21 protein-coding genes and 1 pseudogene are annotated in these 20834 nt (G+C 41.1%); 11 read left to right on the top strand and 11 right to left on the bottom strand.

The genetic code is table 11. From position 1 onward, the window contains the following. Positions 1 to 71: 71 nt before the first annotated feature. On the bottom strand, positions 72 to 524 hold the full coding sequence (dtd, locus tag V7K85_RS17915) for a D-aminoacyl-tRNA deacylase (RefSeq protein ID WP_334815085.1): 453 nt from the start codon (positions 522 to 524) through the stop codon (positions 72 to 74). A 137-nt stretch (positions 525 to 661) separates the two neighbouring features. Between dtd and V7K85_RS17910 the strand changes: the two genes are divergently transcribed. Then, entirely contained in the window at positions 662 to 1468 is an 807-nt protein-coding gene (locus V7K85_RS17910; protein ID WP_334815084.1) for an Rpn family recombination-promoting nuclease/putative transposase, read from the top strand. Between the two features lie 113 nt (positions 1469 to 1581). Here the strand turns inward: V7K85_RS17910 and V7K85_RS17905 are convergent, their stop codons facing one another. Next, positions 1582 to 2697 (bottom strand): CobW family GTP-binding protein, encoded by a 1116-nt coding sequence (locus tag V7K85_RS17905; RefSeq protein WP_334815082.1) that lies wholly within the window; start codon positions 2695 to 2697, stop codon positions 1582 to 1584. Between the two features lie 134 nt (positions 2698 to 2831). On the opposite strand from V7K85_RS17905, the gene cysS reads away from it, so the two are divergent. The 3 genes from cysS (at position 2832) to V7K85_RS17890 (ending at position 7420) form a co-directional block, all read left to right on the top strand. Beyond that, the gene (cysS, locus tag V7K85_RS17900; protein WP_334815080.1) at positions 2832 to 4361 is read left to right on the top strand and encodes a cysteine--tRNA ligase; all 1530 of its coding nucleotides are present in this window, start codon (positions 2832 to 2834) and stop codon (positions 4359 to 4361) included. A gap of 140 nt (positions 4362 to 4501) precedes the next feature. Further along, positions 4502 to 5941, top strand: coding sequence for a TldD/PmbA family protein (locus V7K85_RS17895; RefSeq protein WP_334815078.1), 1440 nt, complete (start codon positions 4502 to 4504; stop codon positions 5939 to 5941). A gap of 132 nt (positions 5942 to 6073) precedes the next feature. Then, complete coding sequence (locus V7K85_RS17890; protein ID WP_334815076.1) at positions 6074 to 7420, top strand: TldD/PmbA family protein; 1347 nt, start codon at positions 6074 to 6076, stop codon at positions 7418 to 7420. Between the two features lie 47 nt (positions 7421 to 7467). Here the strand turns inward: V7K85_RS17890 and V7K85_RS17885 are convergent, their stop codons facing one another. The 4 genes from V7K85_RS17885 to coaD all read right to left on the bottom strand — a co-directional run bounded on the left by V7K85_RS17885 (position 7468) and on the right by coaD (position 11066). Then, positions 7468 to 8115: a hypothetical protein gene (locus V7K85_RS17885; RefSeq protein ID WP_334815074.1), complete on the bottom strand. Its 648-nt coding sequence runs from the start codon at positions 8113 to 8115 to the stop codon at positions 7468 to 7470. Positions 8116 to 8117: 2 nt separating this feature from the next. Further along, positions 8118 to 9644, bottom strand: coding sequence for an AAA family ATPase (locus V7K85_RS17880; protein ID WP_334815072.1), 1527 nt, complete (start codon positions 9642 to 9644; stop codon positions 8118 to 8120). A 292-nt stretch (positions 9645 to 9936) separates the two neighbouring features. Then, positions 9937 to 10605, bottom strand: coding sequence for a DivIVA domain-containing protein (locus tag V7K85_RS17875; RefSeq protein ID WP_334815070.1), 669 nt, complete (start codon positions 10603 to 10605; stop codon positions 9937 to 9939). Beyond that, entirely contained in the window at positions 10515 to 11066 is a 552-nt protein-coding gene (coaD, locus tag V7K85_RS17870; protein ID WP_334815068.1) for a pantetheine-phosphate adenylyltransferase, read from the bottom strand. The genes V7K85_RS17875 and coaD overlap by 91 nt, the downstream gene beginning before the upstream one ends. 291 nt (positions 11067 to 11357) lie before the next feature. On the opposite strand from coaD, the gene lgt reads away from it, so the two are divergent. From lgt to V7K85_RS17845, 5 genes are all read left to right on the top strand, one after another. Then, entirely contained in the window at positions 11358 to 12233 is an 876-nt protein-coding gene (gene lgt, locus V7K85_RS17865; RefSeq protein ID WP_334815066.1) for a prolipoprotein diacylglyceryl transferase, read from the top strand. Positions 12234 to 12407: 174 nt separating this feature from the next. Then, positions 12408 to 13229: a precorrin-4 C(11)-methyltransferase gene (gene cobM, locus V7K85_RS17860; RefSeq protein WP_334815064.1), complete on the top strand. Its 822-nt coding sequence runs from the start codon at positions 12408 to 12410 to the stop codon at positions 13227 to 13229. Positions 13230 to 13383: 154 nt separating this feature from the next. After that, positions 13384 to 13737, top strand: a complete 354-nt coding sequence (locus tag V7K85_RS17855) for a phenylpyruvate tautomerase MIF-related protein (RefSeq protein ID WP_094349557.1) — start codon at positions 13384 to 13386, stop codon at positions 13735 to 13737. A gap of 78 nt (positions 13738 to 13815) precedes the next feature. Then, positions 13816 to 14910, top strand: coding sequence for a 23S rRNA (adenine(2503)-C(2))-methyltransferase RlmN (gene rlmN / locus V7K85_RS17850; RefSeq protein WP_334815062.1), 1095 nt, complete (start codon positions 13816 to 13818; stop codon positions 14908 to 14910). Between the two features lie 856 nt (positions 14911 to 15766). Continuing rightward, entirely contained in the window at positions 15767 to 16195 is a 429-nt protein-coding gene (locus V7K85_RS17845) for a hypothetical protein (protein WP_334815061.1), read from the top strand. 122 nt (positions 16196 to 16317) lie between these two features. Here V7K85_RS17845 and V7K85_RS17840 read toward each other — a convergent pair whose 3' ends face one another. Then, entirely contained in the window at positions 16318 to 16497 is a 180-nt protein-coding gene (locus tag V7K85_RS17840; RefSeq protein WP_334719488.1) for a replication restart DNA helicase PriA, read from the bottom strand. A 500-nt stretch (positions 16498 to 16997) separates the two neighbouring features. Here V7K85_RS17840 and V7K85_RS17835 point away from each other — a divergent pair. Then, positions 16998 to 17200 (top strand): annotated as a pseudogene (locus V7K85_RS17835) (23S rRNA (adenine(2503)-C(2))-methyltransferase RlmN); the annotation flags it as partial. 4 nt (positions 17201 to 17204) lie between these two features. Here the strand turns inward: V7K85_RS17835 and V7K85_RS17830 are convergent. From V7K85_RS17830 to V7K85_RS17815, 4 genes are all read right to left on the bottom strand, one after another. Then, positions 17205 to 17573, bottom strand: coding sequence for a hypothetical protein (locus tag V7K85_RS17830; RefSeq protein ID WP_334815059.1), 369 nt, complete (start codon positions 17571 to 17573; stop codon positions 17205 to 17207). Positions 17574 to 17718: 145 nt separating this feature from the next. Further along, a complete protein-coding gene (locus V7K85_RS17825) occupies positions 17719 to 18099 on the bottom strand; it encodes a hypothetical protein (RefSeq protein ID WP_334815057.1) in 381 nt (126 codons plus the stop codon). A gap of 129 nt (positions 18100 to 18228) precedes the next feature. After that, entirely contained in the window at positions 18229 to 18612 is a 384-nt protein-coding gene (locus V7K85_RS17820; RefSeq protein WP_334815055.1) for a hypothetical protein, read from the bottom strand. Between the two features lie 20 nt (positions 18613 to 18632). Then, positions 18633 to 19250 carry a hypothetical protein gene (locus V7K85_RS17815; RefSeq protein WP_334815053.1) on the bottom strand — a complete coding sequence of 206 codons (618 nt, stop codon included), beginning with the start codon at positions 19248 to 19250 and terminating at the stop codon, positions 18633 to 18635. Between the two features lie 1114 nt (positions 19251 to 20364). On the opposite strand from V7K85_RS17815, the gene V7K85_RS17810 reads away from it, so the two are divergent. Then, positions 20365 to 20763, top strand: coding sequence for a hypothetical protein (locus tag V7K85_RS17810; RefSeq protein ID WP_334815051.1), 399 nt, complete (start codon positions 20365 to 20367; stop codon positions 20761 to 20763). The last annotated feature ends 71 nt before the right edge of the window (positions 20764 to 20834 follow it).

Below are 20834 nucleotides of genomic sequence, written 5' to 3'. Positions count from 1 at the left end.
TTAATATTCTCTCATCAATTAGAACACCACGGTCTAGAGGCTACTGTTATTCCTTTTTTAAGTGTATATACTTAAACTGCTTCTTTTTCAAGTAACAAAGTTACGGGGCCATCGTTTTCAATTGTAACTTGCATCATTGCACCAAATTGACCTGTTTCCACCTGCAAACCGCTAGCTCTTAACTTGATAACGAAACGATTATACAAATCTTCTGCCGATTTGGGAGCGGCTGAACGGTCAAAAGAAGGACGGCGACCTTTGCGACAATCCCCGTAAAGCGTAAACTGACTGACTACTAACAAATCGCCGCCAATTTCTTGTACAGATTTTTGCCAACGGTCGTCTTCTTCCTGGTCAGGAAACAGCCGCAATTCCAAGCACTTACGCACCATCCAGTCGATTTCAGTATCAGTATCGGTATTGGCTATACCTACGAGCAAATTTAGCCCCCGCCCAATTTTGCCGACAATTTCACCGTTAACGGTAACTTGAGATGATTTAACTCGCTGGATGATAACGCGCATTTTAATCTAAACGTTCATCAACGTTTCAATTTTAAAGCCATGTCTACGACAGGATACGCCTACGCATTCTTAAACCGCAAACTAAAGCAAACTAAATATAGAAACAATCAGCGCCTACCACCTGATAAAATCTCTTAATGTTCGATAACGTTTGTAAGTTCCTTGCTGAAACTTTCTCGAGTGACTTTGCCACTTGGCTGTTAGGGGAATCTATCACCCTGACTGAGTTAAGTCCTTCTGAGCTTTCCCTTGAACCAATCCGCGCCGACGCGCTGATATTGCTCCAATCCGATGAAGTTGTACTGCATTTGGAGTTCCAAACCCAACCCAAAGCTGATATTCCCTTTCGGATGATTGATTATCGGTTGCGAGTGTATCGCCGCTTTAAGAGTAAGCGAATGCGTCAGGTAGTGATTTATCTGCAACAGACAAATTCAGAACTTGTGCAGCAAACCACATTCACTTTGGAAGAAACCTCTCATCGGTTCGAGGTAATTCGTCTTTGGGAGCAACCAACAAATGTATTTTTGGAGCATCCAGGATTATTACCATTTGCGGTGTTAAGTCAGAGAAATAACCGCACTGCTACGTTACAACAAGTTGCTCAGGAAATTTCAGAAATTACTGAGCAACGTATCCAGAACAATATTGCAGCCTCAGCGTTCATTGTGGCTGGGCTAGTATTAGATAAAGAGATAATTCAACAATTGCTGCGGAGGGAACTTATGCAGGAATCAGTAACTTATCAAGCTATCCTTGCCGAAGGTCGTGCTGAAGGTTTAGCCGAAGGTCGTGCTGAAGGTCGCGCACAAGAAGTGCGGCGTGTGGCGGTGAATTTGCTCAAAGAGGGAATGTCAGCAAAAATAGTGGCGAGAGTTACAGGGTTATCTGTGGAAAAGGTGCAGCAGTTAGCAAGCGAAGAAGCTGGTAATGCAGAAGAGTGAGGAAGTGAACCATTAGAACAAATGGCGGAGCCATTGGGAATGCATTCCCAGGTGGAACCTGGGAACGATTACGCAATTTTAACTTTTAACTCCTCACTCTTAACTCCTAACTTTTATTTCCCAAAGCCTTTAGCGCGAGAGGTTGAAGGCAGACAAATGCAGTTTTCGAGTTGAGTAATTAAAGCCTCACGATCCAAATTTTGACCAATCAGTACTAGCTGGTTTTTCAATTGACCTTGCCATTCATCATCATCCAAGGTAAAGCGTTTACCACAAAGGTGGAAAATATGACGCTTCGGACTTTCATCAAACCACATAATCCCCTTTGCTCGGAAGATATTTGAGGGAAGCTGGTTATCTAAGAAATACTGAAACTTCCTAATAGAAAAAGGCTTGTCACTTTGGAAAGATATGGAAGTAAAACCATCATTTTCTAAATGGTCAGAATGATGGTGATGATCGTGATGGTCATGGTCATGATCGTGATGATCGTGACCGCATGTTGAGTGGTCATGATCATCATGAGCGTGATGATCATGGTCGTGATGGTAGTGATCATCCACCACTGTGTCAAAATATTTATCAGACTCAAACAGACCAACACTCAGAATTAAAGGAAGTGGCACTTGCGATCGCGTGGAGCGGATAATTCTCGCTCCTTCCTTAACTTCGTTAATTTTTCTTTCTAACTCATTCAAAGTGGTTTCATCAACCAAATCAGCCTTGTTCAGCACAATGACATCACCATAGGCTATTTGGCTGTATGCTGCCTCAGAGTTAAATAAATCTAGGCTGTAATTCGCCGCGTCTACCACAGTAATAATCGAATCCAAACGGGTTAAATCCCGCAATTCTGTGCCCAGGAATGTTAAAGCTACTGGTAGCGGATCTGCCAATCCAGTTGTTTCCACTACTAGATAATCTAGATTTTCTTGGCGTTCTAAAACTTTGTAAACTGCATCTACCAAATCATTATTAATAGTGCAGCAGATACAACCATTATTTAGCTCCACCATGTTCTCACCAGTGGAAACTATTAGCTCGTTGTCGATGCCAATTTCGCCAAATTCATTCACGAGAACAGCGGTTTTCAAACCCTGTTGATTGTTGAGGATATGATTAAGTAAAGTCGTCTTCCCACTACCGAGGAAACCAGTAATAATTGTTACTGGCATTCCTTGTTTAGGCGTATCCATTTCCGAAGATTGGGGTGTAACTGCTGATTGCATAGCGCTGTTATCAAGTCAAAAAATAGTAATGTAGCGCAGATAGTCCAGAAAACACTAGCATAGGGATGCTGGACTGTCATCCCATCTGCTTTACCCTATTATTACGTATCTCCCTATTTCAGCATTACTCTGTTATGACCCTAACCCTTTACAATACCCTCACCCGTCGTCAAGAACCGTTTGAAACAGTCGAACCAGGCAAGGTTAAGATGTATTACTGCGGCGTGACGGTGTACGACTACTGCCATTTGGGTCATGCTAGAGCTTGCATCGTTTGGGACGTAGTGCGCCGATACCTCCAGTTTATCGGCTATCAAGTCCGATATATCCAAAATTTTACTGATATTGATGACAAAATTCTGAATCGAGCCTGTGTTGAGCATTCCTCAATGGAAGCTGTAGCCGATCGCTTTATCAAAGCATATTTTGAGGATATGGCGCGGCTGGGTATCAAAGAAGCTGATGAGTATCCCCGTGCTACTCACACGATGAATGGCATTTTGCGGTTAATTCATGAGTTAGAAAATAAGGGTTTTGCTTACCCTGCTGACGGCGATGTGTATTATCCAGTACGAAAGTTTGCTGAGTATGGCAAGCTTTCTGGACGCAAGTTAGAAGATATGCAAGCGGGGAAAAGCGATCGCGTCAATCTAGAAGATCCAGAGTACCAGAAAAAAAAAGACCCCTTTGATTTTGCTTTGTGGAAAGCAGCACAACCGGGAGAACCTGCTTGGGAATCACCTTGGGGCGCAGGTCGTCCAGGGTGGCATATAGAATGCTCGGCGATGGTGCGCGATCGCTTGGGTGATACCATAGATATTCATGCTGGTGGTGCTGACTTAATTTTTCCCCACCACGAAAACGAAATTGCCCAATCTGAGGCTGTGACAGGAAAACCCCTGGCGCGTTACTGGCTGCATAACGGCATGGTGAAGGTAGATGGTGAAAAAATGTCTAAATCTTTGGGCAACTTTATCACTATTCGAGAATTGCTGGATCGAGGAGTTGATCCGATGGCAGTGCGGTTGTTTGTGCTGACCGCTCAATATCGTACACCAATTGATTTTACCGATGAAGCGATCGCCGCAGCAACTAACGGTTGGCACACCATTAAAGAAGGTTTACTCTTCGGCTACCAATACGGTCAGCAACTCGGTTGGTCATTGGATATAGTGAGTAATCCCATGCTTTATCCCAACGGTCAACTCTTTGAGGGACACGCTAAACAACTTGGTTGGCCATTAAATACAAAAATAGATTCCAATTTCCATCCCTACGCTGAACTCCTTTGCAACGCTGTCAACAATGACTTTAATTTCCCTGGTGGGTTAAGAAGCTTGTTTGAAATGGCTAAGGAATTACGCCAGGAGGGGAATATGCTCATACATGAAGGGAAAACAAATAATCCAGACGATGAATTGCTTCAGGTATGGCGAACACTTGTTACTTTAGCTGATGTTTTTGGTTTAACCGCGAAGCCAGAAGTGAAAACGCCTGCGAGTAATGGTTTAAGTGATGCGGAAATTGAAGCGCGAATTCAGCAAAGGCAACAAGCACGTATTGCCAAAAATTTTGCTGAAAGCGATCGCATTCGTGACGAACTTCAAGCAGAAGGTATTACGCTAATTGATAGTCGTGATGGCACACGCTGGCACCGTAATTAGAGAGTACTGGGAACTGGGGCCTAGGAATTGAATTATTCCCAATGCCCCATGCCCAATGCCCAATACTTCGGCTTCTCTACGAGACGCTACGCGAACGCTCAGTACAAGTGCCCAATTCCCAATTCCCAATTCCTTAAATTATGTGGTCTGAACTTAAAAAAGCGATCGCTAGTTTCGACATTCCCGCTGATTGGATCGGAATTAGAGCCGTAAAGGAGACTTCTACTACCCGTTTAGTTCGTGACGCCTTACCCCAGTTAAATGGCAAATCCTTCACTGTAGGAGCCATGCTGGAAGTTTTAGTTAATGGTTGTCTGGGTTATGCAGCTACTAACTCCCTGGAACTACCATCCCTACAAGCTGCTGCCCAAACAGCGTATAAACAGGCACTAGCAGCCAGTGAATGGTGGATACATCCCTTCGGTGAAAGTGAGCGCCCTAAAGTCGTTGGTGAATATAAATCTCCATTTCTTGAGCCATTGGATGGTCTGAGTCCGGGAGAAATCAACGATTTACTGATTCGTATTTGCCAAACGCTCAAAGTTGACGACAAGATTGTGCAAACCATAGCCAGTGCTAGCACAACCGAGAGAGAATCTTGGTTTATTAGCAGCAACGGCTCAGAAGTCTATCAAAAAATACTATCTATAGGCACTAATTACGGAGCCACTGCCCAAGATGGCCCGATTGTACAGCAGCGCAGCAACAACGGTTCGCAAGCAAATTGTTACCAAGGCGGACTAGAGCTTTTAAAACAAAAAGACTTATGGCATCGAGTGCGGCAAATTGGCGAACAAGCAGTAGAACTCTTGACAGCAGAGGAATGCCCAACCACCCGTACAAATTTAGTTTTAGCCTCAGACCAAATGATGCTGCAAATCCATGAAAGTGTCGGGCATCCCCTAGAAATTGACCGAATTTTGGGAGATGAGCGTAACTATGCTGGGGGCAGCTTTGTGAATAAAAGTGATTTTGGCAACCTAGTATATGGTTCGCCGCTGATGAACATTACCTTTGATCCCACCGTGCCCGGTGAATATGCCAGCTATGGCTTTGATGATACAGGTGCTGTAGCAACACGGGAGTACTTGGTTAAAGAAGGTGTACTCCAACGGGGTTTAGGCAGTCTAGAGAGTCAAGTAAGAGCAGGTGTAGCAGGAGTTGCCTGTGCCCGTGCTTCCTCATGGAATCGACCAGCGATTGATCGCATGGCAAACTTAAATTTAGAGCCTTTAAACGCCACTTTTGAAGACATTATTGGCGGGATAGAACACGGCGTTTATATGGAATCTAACCGATCTTGGTCAATCGACGATCGCCGCTACAAATTTCAATTTGGTTGCGAGTACGCTAAATTAATTGAAAACGGTAAACTCACCAAAACACTCCGCAATCCTAACTATCGCGCCACAACACCAGAGTTTTGGCACAGCTTAATCCAAGTAGGAAATGCTGACAACTGGCAAATGTATGGTACTCCTTATTGTGGTAAAGGAGAACCAAATCAGGCCATTTGGGTAGGACATGGTTCCCCTGTTTGCGTATTTGCTAATGTCGAAGTTTTTGGTGGAGGAAGTTAAAAGAGTGCAAAGTTAGGAGTTAGGAGTTAGAAGTTTTGAATTCCAAAAATTATTCAAATAATAACTCATAACTCATCACTCCTAACTCCTAACCTTCTCCCCTTCCCGATTCACTATTAATATTTAATATCTATGAAAATTGAGGAATTATCTGCGTTAGAAGTCAGCTTTAATCAAGTGATTGAAACTCTGCTTATCAAAAAAGTAGAAAATGAACAATTCACTGTAAAACTAAGCTGTGAAAGAAGTCAATTTACTCGTTTCAATCATGCGAAAGTACGACAAACTGGTTGTGTTGCTGATGGTTGGATCGAACTAACTTTGATGGCAGACCAGCGCAGCAGTGTTCGACAGTTTCCCTTTACTGGAAATTGGGACGTAGATTGGCAGTTAGCATATACTGCTTTGCAAGAACTACGTGACGAACTTATTCTATTACCTATCGATCTATATCTAGTTTTACCATCAGGAAGTAATACCAGCCGTGAAATACATTCTGGTAATTTCTTGGCAGCAGAAGCAGTAGTACCAACTGTGTTAGAACCAGTTGCTGAATTAGATTTTACAGGGATATATGCAGGGGGAATAGTAATTAAAGCTTATGGTGATTCCAGTGGTCAGAAACACTGGTTTGCTACTGATTATTTTACCTTAGATTATTCTCTATTCTCTACATCTGGACAAGCAGTTAAGGGGACATTTGCAGGGAGTGATTGGGATGCATCTGCTTATATAGCCAAAATCAGCGAAGCCAAAAAGCAGCTAGAACTGCTTTCTCGCCCAGCTAAAGAATTGCCACGGGGACAGTACAAAACTTATTTTGCACCTGCTGCTGTTGCAGATTTATTAATGATGCTTTCTTGGGGATCTGTGAGCGAAGCTGATATCCAACAAGGAAACAGCGCTTTAGCTGCTCTATGGCGTCAAGAAAAACAACTTTCGACCGCATTTAGTTTGAAAGAAAACTTTCAACAGGGATTAGTACCGCGATTTAATGAATTGGGAGAAATAGCAGCAGCGGAGTTACCTGTAATAGAAAAAGGAGATTTAGTAAACACTCTGGTGAATTCTCGGACTGCTAAGGAATATCAAAAAACCACCAACGGCGCTAATGCTTCAGAGACTTTACGAGCGCCAGAAGTGAGACCGGGAAATTTAGTATTTGAGCAGATTCTCCCAAGATTAGATACCGGATTATATGTATCGAATTTGCATTACTTGAATTGGAGCGATCGCCAAACTGGTAGAATTACAGGTATGACCCGTTATGCTTGTTTTTGGGTAGAAAACGGAGAAATTATTGCCCCTATTGAAAACTTACGTTTTGATGAAAGTCTCTATCGCTTCTGGGGAGAAAACTTAGTAGATTTGACTAATTTTCAAGAATTTATTCCCGAAGTAGGTACATACGAAAGTCGCCAACTTGGAGGTAGTTTAGTTCCCGGTATGCTAGTGGAAGATTTCACATATACTTTGTAATGAGTTCATGCAAATTCCCTCTGGAAATGCAAGATTCTGCATCTCTATTAGGAACACCAACCTTGTGTTTTTATAACTTGTTTAATTTCAGTTTCCAGTAATTGAAAAGCAGACAAGGCTCTTAGTGGTGAAAAGTCATCAATGAGTTCCGCTAATCGGTGTACACGTTCGTTAGCCGAGAATTGCTTTAGCCGCCGACCTCTCAACTCACTAGCTTCGCACAGAAGTCCATAGAGAATATCTTTTGGATCAGGTAGTTGTTCAAGTTTACAGATATCTGGCAGTTGTAATGGCTGACGCCCACGAGGATTCCCTGCCGCCTTCCGTAGCGCTGCTTCGTAAAATAAGAGCCACGCCTCCTGCATACGCACCGGAATCACACAAATATGAGGTGGCACTACTACTGATTTTTTAACTACTTCTTCTAGCGCTTCTAAAATTTCTGTTATACGTTTTTCGCGTGGTTCTCTTTCTGCATCTCGATGGATAAACAAGAGATCACAAGGATAAAGTTCTAAGCTGTTGATAATACGGGGTAATAACTTTTTCGGTGGTTTGGGTAAGCGTCGCAAATCTGCCCAATTAGACTGGATAGCACACTCAACCTCATGCGCCCGTAATAACCAAGTGAGGATAGGCATCAGTGCTTTATCTGAGCTGCCGTCTGACAGCAAAGTGTAGCAAAGTTCTTTCATGCCTATTCAGTAGGAAAACCGGGAATTAGTAGTTGAAGATCAGCTCTATCCACAACACGATGTTTCTTGGGTTGTGTTGGTTTTGATTGCTGGAGATTTCCTACTTTTCCATTACTATCAGGCTCTGATTCACCAAGTACTACTGGATTCAAGTAAGCAAGTAATTTGTTTTTAGGTACATCATTCATGCCTTCTGGGTCTTTCTGTCGCCAAGTTTCAGGTAGACAAGCAAACGACACTCGCTTAAATCGCTTCCCTAAATCTACTGTTTCTTTTAATTCAGCAACCAATAGGCTATCGTCAGGTACTTGCATAACTACTGAAGGTGAGTGAGTGTTTATGATTACTTGACGAAGGGGGTTATCTATCCCAATAGGTTCATCAACATCAGTAGCAATGTCTTGAAGTAGTTGGAGTATTTTGGGAATACGCTCTGGATGAATACCGTTTTCCGGTTCTTCTAAACACAAAAGACCTTGTGCTTGAGGGTCTAATTCTAGAACTGCTAACGCCAAAAAGCGCAGGGTTCCATCTGATAGCGCCCTTGCTGGATGTGATGTACTGTCTTTACCAGTAACTATTAGCGTCAGAATTTCGCGTCGTTCATCCCGGTCAATTCCTACTTCATCCACATCGTCAATAAGTTCTGCCAGCCGATTCGCAACTTGGCTATAAACCTGTGCTTCCGCCTCATCATCTGACAGTCCATTTGTTGGCTGATTTTTGTTGAACCGTGCCAAGTGATAGAGTGTTGCAGCTAAGTGAGAACCATCCATATCTAATTTTGTGGGCGATGTAAATTCGTCTGGCTGCCGTAGTGCTGAAGGTTCTAACTGAAGTAGCCGCCAGGATTGCATTTCTCTTCGCGCCAGCAGCACCGTTGGACTTTCCGCCGCATTAGCCACAGAAAGCACGGTTCGGGGAAGATTGGCAGCTAATCGAGACAGAGGTTTCCCTTTAATACCATCTTGATGTAGCTTAATAACTGTCCTATCTTTATCACCTTCAGTTGAAATAAATGGTGAAGTTCTTTTTCCCTTAACTGCGGATTTACGCCACTCAACACTGTGAGGAAACAATAAGTTTTTTCTGGCATCACCAAGGTTGATGTGAACTAACTCTTCTTTGATGATTTCCAGCGATCCTAAAGACCGTAAACTATGATCTAAACGGTAAGCTAGAGTGAGAGAGTAACGAAGAAAGGTAATACTAGCTTTTGCCTGTTGTCCTAAATCATCTACGCCTTCCTCCGGTACTATCATTTCTGCCTCAAATAATATTTTACCTGCATATTCATCACCAACTCGGTGAAATAAACTACGCACATCTGCTGTTCGTCCCTCTTCATCTCGCACAGATAACGCAGCGTCAATTAGGGTTCGATCAGCGATCGCACTTAAAAATCTAATAGCATCAAATAAGTTAGATTTCCCCACCCCATTAGCCCCGGCTACACAGGTAAATGGCCCGAAGCGGACATCAACACCGACGAGGTTCTTAAAACCAGAAACTTTCAACCTAGTTAGCATAATATTCCTCTGTTGGCAGAAAACATTGCAAATTTGCCAAGCAGACGTGGCTCACAAACAGAGTAGACCTTCTGCTTCTAGTTTGACTGTACAACCTGAGAAATTTTGGGTCTGGTTGGATAAAACTTGGTTATATCCTGATACTTGCGACTAGCTCAATCAGCTGTCGCGCCTCTAGTAAAGCATCTTTTGTACAAACGGGATGTGTACATTGCATCTCTATGAGAAAAATGTATCAAACCATCTTTCTACAACCCCGTCAGCCCAAACTGGTAAATGCTAGGACTACAGTTTATTTTTTCTTGCCAGGAGGTGAATTACGCTGGGTGAGGTTATCAATTTGCAATTGTTGCCGTCCGTTGGTGATAACTCGTAACATCTGCTTGAGATCCTGCTCAATATTTTCCAGGACGCCATCGGCATATGCATCAGCACCATCCTCAATTTCTTGAGCCTGAGCGATCGCAGTTTGTCGTATTTGCTCTAGCTCTTGCTGACAAGCATACCGCTTACGATCAATCTCGGCGAGGGTTTCTTTCATTATCGCCTCACACTCTTGTTGCACTTGTCGCCGCAGTTGTTCAGCTTCTTGTTCTGCCTGTTGAATAATATCGCTTTCAGCTAAAATTTGCGCTCTTTTTGCTTGCGCGGCCTCAACAATCTGCTGCCCATACTCTTCCGCTTCCAGCAGAATTCCTTCCTTTTGTTCCAGAATCACTGCTGCTTCTTGAAAAAGCGATGGTAAACCAAGCCGGATGTAATCAAGCTGATCCAGCAGCTTTTCTTCATCTATGAGTGTGCGTCCCGTCAGCGGAATCCTGAGACTAGAGAGAACCATTTCCTCTAGGCGGTTGAGTTCCTGCTGAATATCTACGCTTCCCTCTCCACCGAGATACTCTTGAGGGGGGGGATTGCTTCCGTTGAGATTGGGTTCAACATTGGAGAGTTGTGATTGTAGCATTGGTATATATCTAGGGCAACGTGTGGGGGAACAAGATGATCGATAGAGCCACCAAACCTTGCAATCTCTTTTACCACACTACTACTTAAAAAACTATACTCATTTGAGGTTGCGAGAAAAACTGTTTCTATTTGGGTAGAAAGAGTTTTATTGGTGTGAGCCATTTGCAGTTCCACTTCAAAATCTGACACAGCCCGTAAACCCCGCAGCAAAACTTGTGCTTGTCGCATTTGGGCATAGTTGACTGTAAGACCATCAAAGCTGTCTACTTCTACATTAGGTAAATGTTGTGTAGAATGACGGATCTGATCTAGCCGTTGCTGCACACTAAAAAGTGGCATTTTGTTAGGGTTCCGCAGTACAGCGACAATCACCCGCTCAAACAGCCGACTACCGCGCCCAATGAGGTCAAGGTGTCCCAAGGTGATGGGGTCGAAGCTACCAGGATAAATTGCAATCACAATTTTAGATATATCAAAGTTGTTTAGGTGATTATATCGAAACCGTTTGGTGTAACTTACTCAAATTTACCATCTTGCGCTCTGAGTAAGGATACTAAACTCAATTGTTTTAGTGGCACAAGTTATGCTCAACTAGGCGTTAGGAATTAGACTCCTAAATATGGATACTGGATTTTTACTTACGTCCCTACAATGTTGTGGAGATTCAAGTGTAGTTCCAGTATTCCAGACATAATAAACTCCGTACTTAACAAAGTGCGCGGGTAGTTAACGAATTCTAGGTAATTTTTCATGGCACTGGATTTTTCCACCTTGCCCTTGGCGTTTCAATTTACTTCTCCAGGACCGATTCTGGTGAAAATAGGGCCATTATCTATCCGCTGGTATGGCTTATTGATTGCCACAGCAGTGTTAATTGGCGTCATCCTTTCCCAGCATTTGGCAAAGCGCCGTAATATTAATCCGGAGTTGCTAGGCGATTTATTTTTTTGGTTGTTGATTGGGGCAATTCCTGGCGCACGGCTATATTACGTTTTCTTTGAGTGGTCAAAATATGCTCCAACTCCAGAAAAAATCTTTGCTATCTGGGAAGGAGGTATTGCCATTCATGGAGCGATTCTCGGTGGCGTTTTGGCTGCGTTAATTTTTGCCAAAATCAAGCAGGTTTCTTTCTGGCAACTGGCAGATTTAGTAGCGCCTTCGCTGATTTTAGGGCAAGCGATCGGACGTTGGGGCAATTTCTTTAATTCTGAGGCTTTTGGCGATCCTACTGATTTACCTTGGAAGTTGTATATTCCACCAGACCATCGTCCTCTAGAGTATGCTAGTTTCGATTACTTTCATCCCACCTTCCTCTACGAATCTCTGTGGGATTTAATGGTGTTTACGCTATTAATAACCTTGTTTTTCCGGTCTTTATCCGGTAAGCCACGCCTGAAGGTAGGCACACTGTTTCTAGTTTACTGGCCAGCCTATAGCTTAGGACGCTTGTGGATCGAAGGCTTTCGCACTGATAGCTTAATGCTGGGTCCGTTAAAAATGGCACAAGTAGTCAGTAGTCTAGGAATTTTATTGGGATTAGTTGGATTAGCTTGGCTTTACTTACTCAAACGCCCTTTACCCGATGTAGTTCCTACTCTTAAGGGAAATGGGGAGAGTGGGAGATGAGGGAGTAGGGGGAGAATTACTAACTCTTTACTCTTCCCTTGACTCAAAAAAAATGCCCCAGAGTATTCTCTAGGGCTTAACCAGGGTGCATCTACCATTACTCTCTACTAGGGAAAGAGGGTGAATCCGGAAAGATACTGAGAAAATACCAAAAAAGTTTTTTGAGGGATTGCCGTGTGTTCTTCTAAAAGTGAATATATAGAAAACTTGAGCTATAAAAAAACACTATATGCCGTAGAACCATCTGTGTATATTGTCGGAGCAGGCCCTGGAGATCCGGATTTATTAACGGTGAAGGCGCAGAAACTACTAGCTGCTGCTGATGTGATTTTATTTGCTGATTCTTTAGTACCCGAACAGATTTTAGAACTTTGCCGAGAAGATGCGGAGATCGTTAGGACTGCGAATCAGACTTTAGAAGAAATTTTGCCGATTATGATAGATCGGGTGCGATCGCAGCACAAATCTCTAGTCCGTCTCCATTCTGGCGATCCTAGTCTTTACAGCGCCATCCACGAGCAAATGCACCTCCTAAGAGAGGCAAATATCCCTTTTGAAGTTATACCAGGTATCAGCGCCTTTCAAGCCGCTGCTGCCAAACTAAAAGTAGAACTGACTGTCCCTGGTTTAGTCCAAACCATCATCCTGACACGCATCAGCGGACGGACAGAAGTCCCTGCCGCCGAAGAATTAGCTACTCTTGCAGCACATCAGGCTAGCCTCTGCTTATATCTCAGTGCGCGTCACGTCGAAAATGCCCAAGCCAAACTACTCGAACATTACCCAGCCGAAACCCCCATTGCGATTTGCTTTCGCATCGGATGGCCCGATGAAAAAATCAAAGTTGTTCCCCTTAATCAAATGGCAGACTGCACTCATAAAGAAAAACTAATTCGCACTACACTTTATATCATCAGTCCAGCCCTCTCGACAGCAACAGGGCGATCGCGTTTATATCATCCCGAACATAGTCATCTATTTCGCTCGTCTCATTAATTTTAATAGGTTCGTAGTGAGGACTTTAGCCCTCATTTAAGCACTAAAGTGCTTACTACAAACTCTCTTACCCAATCCCTAATTACTGCTGTGAGCCTCTGCGGTTCGGTAAACTTAACAGTGTGAATAAAATTAAAATTTCCAATTCGCTACTATGCCATTAATTAAAGTGCAAACTTCTGCATCTGCTCCTCAAAAAGCTGAAATTGAGTCAATGCTTTTAAACCTATCAGCCAAGTTAGCAAAACATTTGGGAAAACCAGAATCATATGTAATGACTGCTTTTGAACCGGGAATCCCCATGACCTTTGCAGGCAATACAGACCCGGTTTGCTACATTGAAATTAAGAGCGTTGGCACGATGAAGCCAGACCAAACCGCAGCAATGAGTCAGGACTTTTGCCAGCAGATTAACCAAACTCTAGGTGTGCCGAAAAATCGCATTTACATAGAGTTTGCAGACGCCAAAGGTGCAATGTGGGGCTGGAACGGCACAACCTTTGGATAATTACCCATCTTCTTTGGTCAAGACTAAGTTAATCTGGCAGGTGTAGGATAGAGATCCTACATCAACTCTTGATTTTTTATGTCTGCTACGCCTCTTGTATCTCAAGTTGAGTTACACAACCCACAAAAATTAGAACTAATTCCACCCCTACTAGGTGCGAACGTTACCGAGTTAACTGCTTGGGTGCAGCAGCAGGGACAACCTGCTTATAGAGGAAAGCAACTGCATGAATGGATTTATGACAAGGGGGTGCGATCGCTATCTGATATTTCTGTCTTCTCCAAGCAATGGCGCAAAGAAGTTGCAGAAATCCCGATTGGGCGCTCAATTTTACATTACCGCTCTGTGGCACCTGATGGTACAGTCAAATATCTTTTGCGATTAGCAGACGATCAAATTATTGAAACTGTTGGCATCCCCACCTTCGCAGAAAAAGGAGAAGGCCCAAAAGCCCGTCTGACAGTTTGCGTCTCTACTCAGGTGGGTTGCCCAATGGCGTGTGATTTTTGTGCTACTGGTAAGGGAGGCTACAAGCGCAACCTAGCACGCCACGAAATTGTCGATCAGGTGTTGACTGTGCAAGAAGATTTTCAGCAACGGGTTAGCAATGTAGTGTTTATGGGGCTAGGTGAACCGTTGTTGAATACTGAAAATGTCCTAGCAGCTCTGAAATCCCTAAATCAAGATGTCGGTATTGGGCAGCGATCGCTTACAGTTTCAACTGTTGGTATTCGCGATCGCATCCGTCAGTTCGCGCAAAATAATTTGCAAATCACTCTGGCTGTGAGTCTCCACGCACCCAACCAAGCCCTGCGGGAAAAACTCATCCCCAGCGCCCGCGCCTATCCTCTAGAAGATTTGCTGGCTGAATGTCGAGAATATGTAGAAATCACTGGACGCCGCGTTACCTTTGAGTATGTTCTCCTTGCTGGTGTTAATGATTTACCAGAACATGCATTGGAACTGGCAAAATGCCTGCGAGGGTTCCAAAGTCATGTGAATTTGATTCCTTATAATCCTATCCAAGAAGTAGACTACAAACGCCCCAACCGCGATCGCATTCAAGCATTTGTCAACGTCCTCAAGCAGCAAAATATTGCTGTTAGTGTCCGTTATTCCCGTGGATTAGAAGCCGATGCAGCTTGCGGACAACTCAGAGCAAGTAAAAATTAAACCTTTTGCAGTCAATTTTATGAATTAGGACTAGCCCTTTCAAGGTGAGTCATAAAATCTTAGTTCTGGCGATAAAATCTCTACTTTACTCTCTGTGTCGCGCCAGTTGCTTCTCCCTTGGCGCTAGCCTCTCCCTTTAGGAGAAGGGGAGACGCTGCGCGAACAAGTCGGGAAACCCGCCCAATGCACTGGCTTCTCTGTGCCTCGGCGGTTAAAAAGTAATTTATGGAACTACTCCATACGCAGAGAGCACAGAGATCAGAAAAATTCTTATCCAAAAATTTTACCTACCTTGAAAGGGAGCATCCCAAATGTGCAAAAACCTTGATAGCCCTCATCCCCTAACCCCTTCTCCCATGCTTGAGAGAGGGGCTGGGGGTGAGGGAAGAGAGTTAAAGTAGCCTTCATTGGGATGCTCCCCCTTGAAAGGGCTAGTCCTGAACCTGAGAAATTATCTCTATTTATCTATAGTGTAAAACCGCCTGTAATCCTTTTTTTAACTTACCTGCCGCAGGTAGGTGGATTACGGAAATCCGGCAACCCATGTAAAAAATTTAAATGTATAATTTAATTAAGATGAATATCTAAAAAAGGATATTTTTATGCAAAATCAAGATAATGCACTGGATATAACCTTGATTTAGGAAGTTATTATCAATGCACTGATATTTAGAGAACGTTATGGACTGGAGACGCTGAAGGAATCGCGCAAGCCCATAACGCTAAATAAAGCTAATGCTTTATTCAGCTATTTTAAGCTCCTGCATTTATGTATAGGGTAATTATGAATTATTTTGACATTTTTGGGGTTTAGCGATCGCTCAACCCAACCTATAACAATTGAGGAAATAACTGTATGTTGAATCGCTTATTAATGGTTAAAGCATGGCTACTATTGATTGTGCTTGCAAAAGCTTTATCGATGAATTCTGCTGTATCTGCACAAGTAATTCAGATGAATCCTCAACAAACCGAGTCTTTTCAAGAAAGAATGAGACAACAACAAGAGCAGCGAAATCAGCAAACACAACAGCAGTTTAAGGAAACATGGCTACGGCAAAACTTTCAAGATCCACGACTACAACAACAACAACAGATAATACAACAGCAAGAATTTACACGACAACAGCAAGAACTGATACGCCAGCAACAATTAAGACTACAACAGGAAGAAACAAGACTACAACAGCAAGAATTTACACAACAGCAACAGCTGAGAATACAACAGCAACAACTCAGACAAGATCAACAAATTAGACAACAGCAAGAATTTAGATTACAATAACAAAGACTACAGCAACAATTCAGACAACAGAAGAATAAGCTGTGAAGTGTTCAAAATTTCTGTTCAGTAATTTTATTATTAAAAATTGGAGAATGTTTTCTCTAATTTTTAATTTTTATTATTTAGCGGTGTGCGTAAATACCAGGAGCATAAGCCTCAATGACTTTGCCAGTGCGAGTGCAACTAATCATCAAGTAGTCGCAACTTGGGCATTGTGTGCGAGTTAATTGACTATCATAAATATAATAACGCTCTGCGTGACTACCACAATTTGGGCAGTAAATCTTTTGTACTGTCTGCATTTTAAAACCCCTGGTTGTAATTATTTTTTATTTGGTAAATCTAGAAGCTAAACCAGGAAAAATTCTGGTTCGACCCAACTTCACAAACTGCTGTAATATTGGCTGATTATTTTAAACAAAATTTCAGGTTAGAAAACTTTTCGATATCTTCATCTATTATCCAATAATCTAGGTGATTTTACCCTCCTACTTTAGATACATAAATTATTTTTTAATTAGATGCTGCTTAGATATTTACTGATCCCTATGCTTAATGCCTTGAGAGAGCCTTGTTTATAGTCATTTCAGACGGCTACAAAAAAACCCGTTCTTGTATTCAAAAATTAAAACCAATAAAATACTGTATCTTTAGTAACAAAATTTTTATCTTAAGATTTAGTTAATATTTGCCAACAAGATGTTTGAGATTAAATTCTGGTGAAATAATTTAATCCCAAGTGCGAACTTTTAAGGCGACAGCTTTTTTCGCTCGGCTCAGACAAGAGCTGCTCAAAATTCTCTTGGCATGTGATTTCTGTGCTACTGCTAAAAAAGGTTACAAGTGCAACCCCACAAGGGATGAAATTATCGATCAGGTTTTGACTGTGCAAGAGGATTTTTAGCAACGGGTTAGCAATGTAGTGTTTATAAGTCTAGTGAACCGTTGTTGAGTACCATCAATCAGCGATCGCTAAGTGTTTATACAATTGGTATTAGCGATCGTCCCTCTAAGGTTGTAGATTAAAGGATGCTTTATTGAGGAGGATATCGTTTTGAAATCTAAGTGTAACACTCCAGTATGGATTGATAACATCTCCTCTTTGAGATTCGTAATCAGTTAAATAAACATCTTGATTGTTCCACTGGTAAAACTTCTCATGTATTTGTCCATCGGCAGAATCAATATTGTTTTCATAAATCAAGATACCATCCCAGCCTATAATGGAACGAACTTGATCATAAGACATACCGGGAGATATAGAGTTATATAAATTTTCCCTGATTTCAGATGACAAATTTATCTGTTGAATCTGTAGATTATCGTGGGTATTTTGATTAAAGACTTTGAACATAGAGTTCATAAAAAAGATAGGCATCTGATTCATAGATATAACTCTATGGGAATAGTTAAACACAATCCATGCCAATAAAGCAACAGTTAACAATATTGAATATTTCATAAAAAAAAGGGTGGAATAACCACCCTACAATTTTTTCTAATTATATCAAGCGGGGTCTTTACTAACGAATACCTGCACTGCTTTCGTGGGAGTTTGTGTATGAATTCATAATAGTATTGATTGTACCCCATACTCTATTTGTCATCTCTTCGTGAAAACTACCATTCAAGTAAGAACCAGCATGATTAGCAGTAAAATTTTTAAACGATTTTCTTATATTACCATTGTTGGATTCGGTTTCAACCGTACCATCGATATACATCTTGTCAGACGAAGAACTGTAATCTTGAGTGCGATTTGAATTGGTTACATTATCGATATTTATATTAGTCTCTGTTCTGCTGCCCTGAATTGTCCACTGGTTCAAGACAAAAGTTTCATCTGCTAAGGCAGGGCTAGCAAACAAAGTAGCAAGAATAGCTAAACCGACAACTTTCTTCATTACTTTGTCCTCATTAGAAATTAGTTGCCTTTGTCAGATAAACTAATTTAGCCAAAGGAACTAAAAGAAGTCTCAGGGTGGATTAGCCACCCTAGAATCTTTTCAAATTAGATCAAGCACTATTAAGAACTAACGAACACCTGCGGTAGTTTCGTGAGCATCAGTATAGGTGTTAATTGTAGTGTTAATACTACCACCAAGGGTAGTCCAATTAGTTTCACTATATTTACCATGCAGCTCACTATCTGCTGTATTATTGGTAAATTTATCAAAGGAAATTGTTGTATCACCATCTGATCCTTGGCTGATATTAATATCACCATCGACATCAACCTTGTTAGCCCAAGAACTGTATTTTTCATCCCGTTGTGAAAAAGTCTTAGAATCAAGCATTAAATTGGTCTTTGTTACGCTGTTACTCGATGAATCTTGGTTACCCACAAATGTTTCACCAGCAAAAGCAGGGGTAGCTAAGAAGGTAGCAAGAATAGCCAAACTAAGAACTTTTTTCATGAGTTTATCCTCGTTGTGAATTAGTTGTCTCTTCCAGCCTCATTTTTAGGTAATTCTTGAGACTGAAACCTGGGAACTTTATTAGGTTCATTTGTATTACTTCTGTTTATAGCAACCCCTTTACAGACAGCAGAAATAGTAGGAAAGCTGTCGGGGCTTAGTTGGATACCAGCGCTGATTAGTTCAGCACAGGCACGAGCATTGATAATCTCTACATCATATTGAGTCTTACGACCTATAGTTTCAGCCATTTGCTTGCAAGTACTCTCTAAGCTTCCACCCAAAGGGAAAACTATCGCAGCATTCACAGCATAAGAGGCGTTGTTAGAGAAACTAATCCCATCATAGGAACTCAAAGAACTCCCTAATATTAAAGATGGTCGCGGACACACAACATTTATTCCAGCTACTCCTTGAATCTTATAAGTAGCCGATTCACCAAGGTTATAAACTCCTGTTTGATTAATTGCAGCAGAGTTACGTTGTTGGTTATCAAGAGTCTGCTCTTGATTAGGCTGAGATTGAGAATTAACAGAGTTAGTGACAGATTGTGCTTGGGCTTCGAGATTTATGCTAACTACTCCGAGTAGACACAGTAAGGAATGGTTAGTGAATAGTCGTAGAGCTTTTTTAAACATTTGAAGTTTTTTAGATATTGCAAAAGAAGGATGTTAAGAGTCATGGATTAAGTAAGTTGGCAGAATCAAACCAAACTATGTGAAGAAAGATAAATTAAAGTAAAACAGTCTTTCTTCCTGCCTCCTACCTCCTACCTCCTGCCTTATCCTAACGACAAACTTTTACGCCGACTTACTTGATTTACTAATTGGGTGTTTTACCTCATTACTATCTGTAGTATTGACCACTTTATTTACTATTGAAAGTGTTGATTTTTATGAACTTTTGCTGTTCATTTTTGATTACAAATCAATATTCCCAAAGAGCAAAAAAAAACACGAGGGGGGTTTTGTGGGATTAAGTGGGAGATTGGTAAATATTAAAATTCATAGAGCGAATAATAGTTTGATTTATACTACTCTACTGAGATTTTAATGTTGGTTTAGATAAAGCTTCAACTAATCTAGCTTTTCATCAATCAAATAACATTCTTATATCAAGCTTTTTTTCAAGTTCTTCAACTTGGCACTATTGGACTTTTTAAAGCAACGATGATAAATCTTTAAAGATAAAATAAATACAAAATAAAATTTTTGATAAGTCAGTTAATTTAAACGAATTTTTTAAAGATAAAATAAACTTTCTCATAAAATAGTTAATACTACTATAGTTTGTTATAGATTAATAATTACTACATCCAATTAGATTAGAATCGATAGAAAAGTTTGTGCTATAAAAAATTGTGATAAGCAATAGTACTTAGGAAGTAAATTTGGCAAATTCGGTTTTGTAAAGATTGAAAACCAGTATTTAACAATAAAGATTAATTTCCGGAAACAATGATGATGAAATCATGAAAAAATCCAAATAACAGAATAAACAACTTAACTCCAAGTACAATCATGATTATCTACTTCAGTAATATTAGTGATACTTAAGTAGATAAGACTTGAAATCTTTTCAAGTTAATAAATTTAATAGTACTCCTATTTGATTTGTGAAAAAACGACCTACTCTTTTACCTCTCTTCTTTTATGTTCCCTGTTTTTACGAGTAAGTTGATAAATCAAATCGGATTGCTATATCAACTAATAATTAATCATCTACATAAAAATCATCAGATAAGTTTGACGTATGAACACTCAAGAGTTATTAATTATTGCAGATCAAGTAGTATCGAAATCATCTGGCAGACACTTGACTGATTTACAAAGTGATTTGTTAAAAGCATCTTATGAAAATCAGACATACGAACAGTTTGCCAACGATCGCGGCTACTGCCTTGATTATATAAAGAAGGATGTAGGGTCTGCTTTATGGCAATTGCTATCTCAAGCATTAGGAGAGAAAGTTACAAAAAAGAACTTTCGGCAAGCGTTAGAGCGATCTCAACAGGCTGAAAAATTTGTGATTTATAACGAAAAAGAAAAACAACAATATTTTGGCATCTACCTGATGTTTTTGCTTTCTAGGGAAGCACAGAAGAATTCGACAACCTTTGACAATCGATACTACAGCATAGATGCCGAGTAATACTGCTACCTTGGAATTCAAACTTCACTCATTGAAAATTTCAAATACTTATGTCATATGCTTTTCACCCA

The organism is Nostoc sp., assembly GCF_036917615.1.
GTDB lineage: Bacteria > Cyanobacteriota > Cyanobacteriia > Cyanobacteriales > Nostocaceae > Nostoc.
Note: the sequence above shows the minus strand (reverse complement) of the source record. Positions and strands in the feature narration are given on the sequence as shown.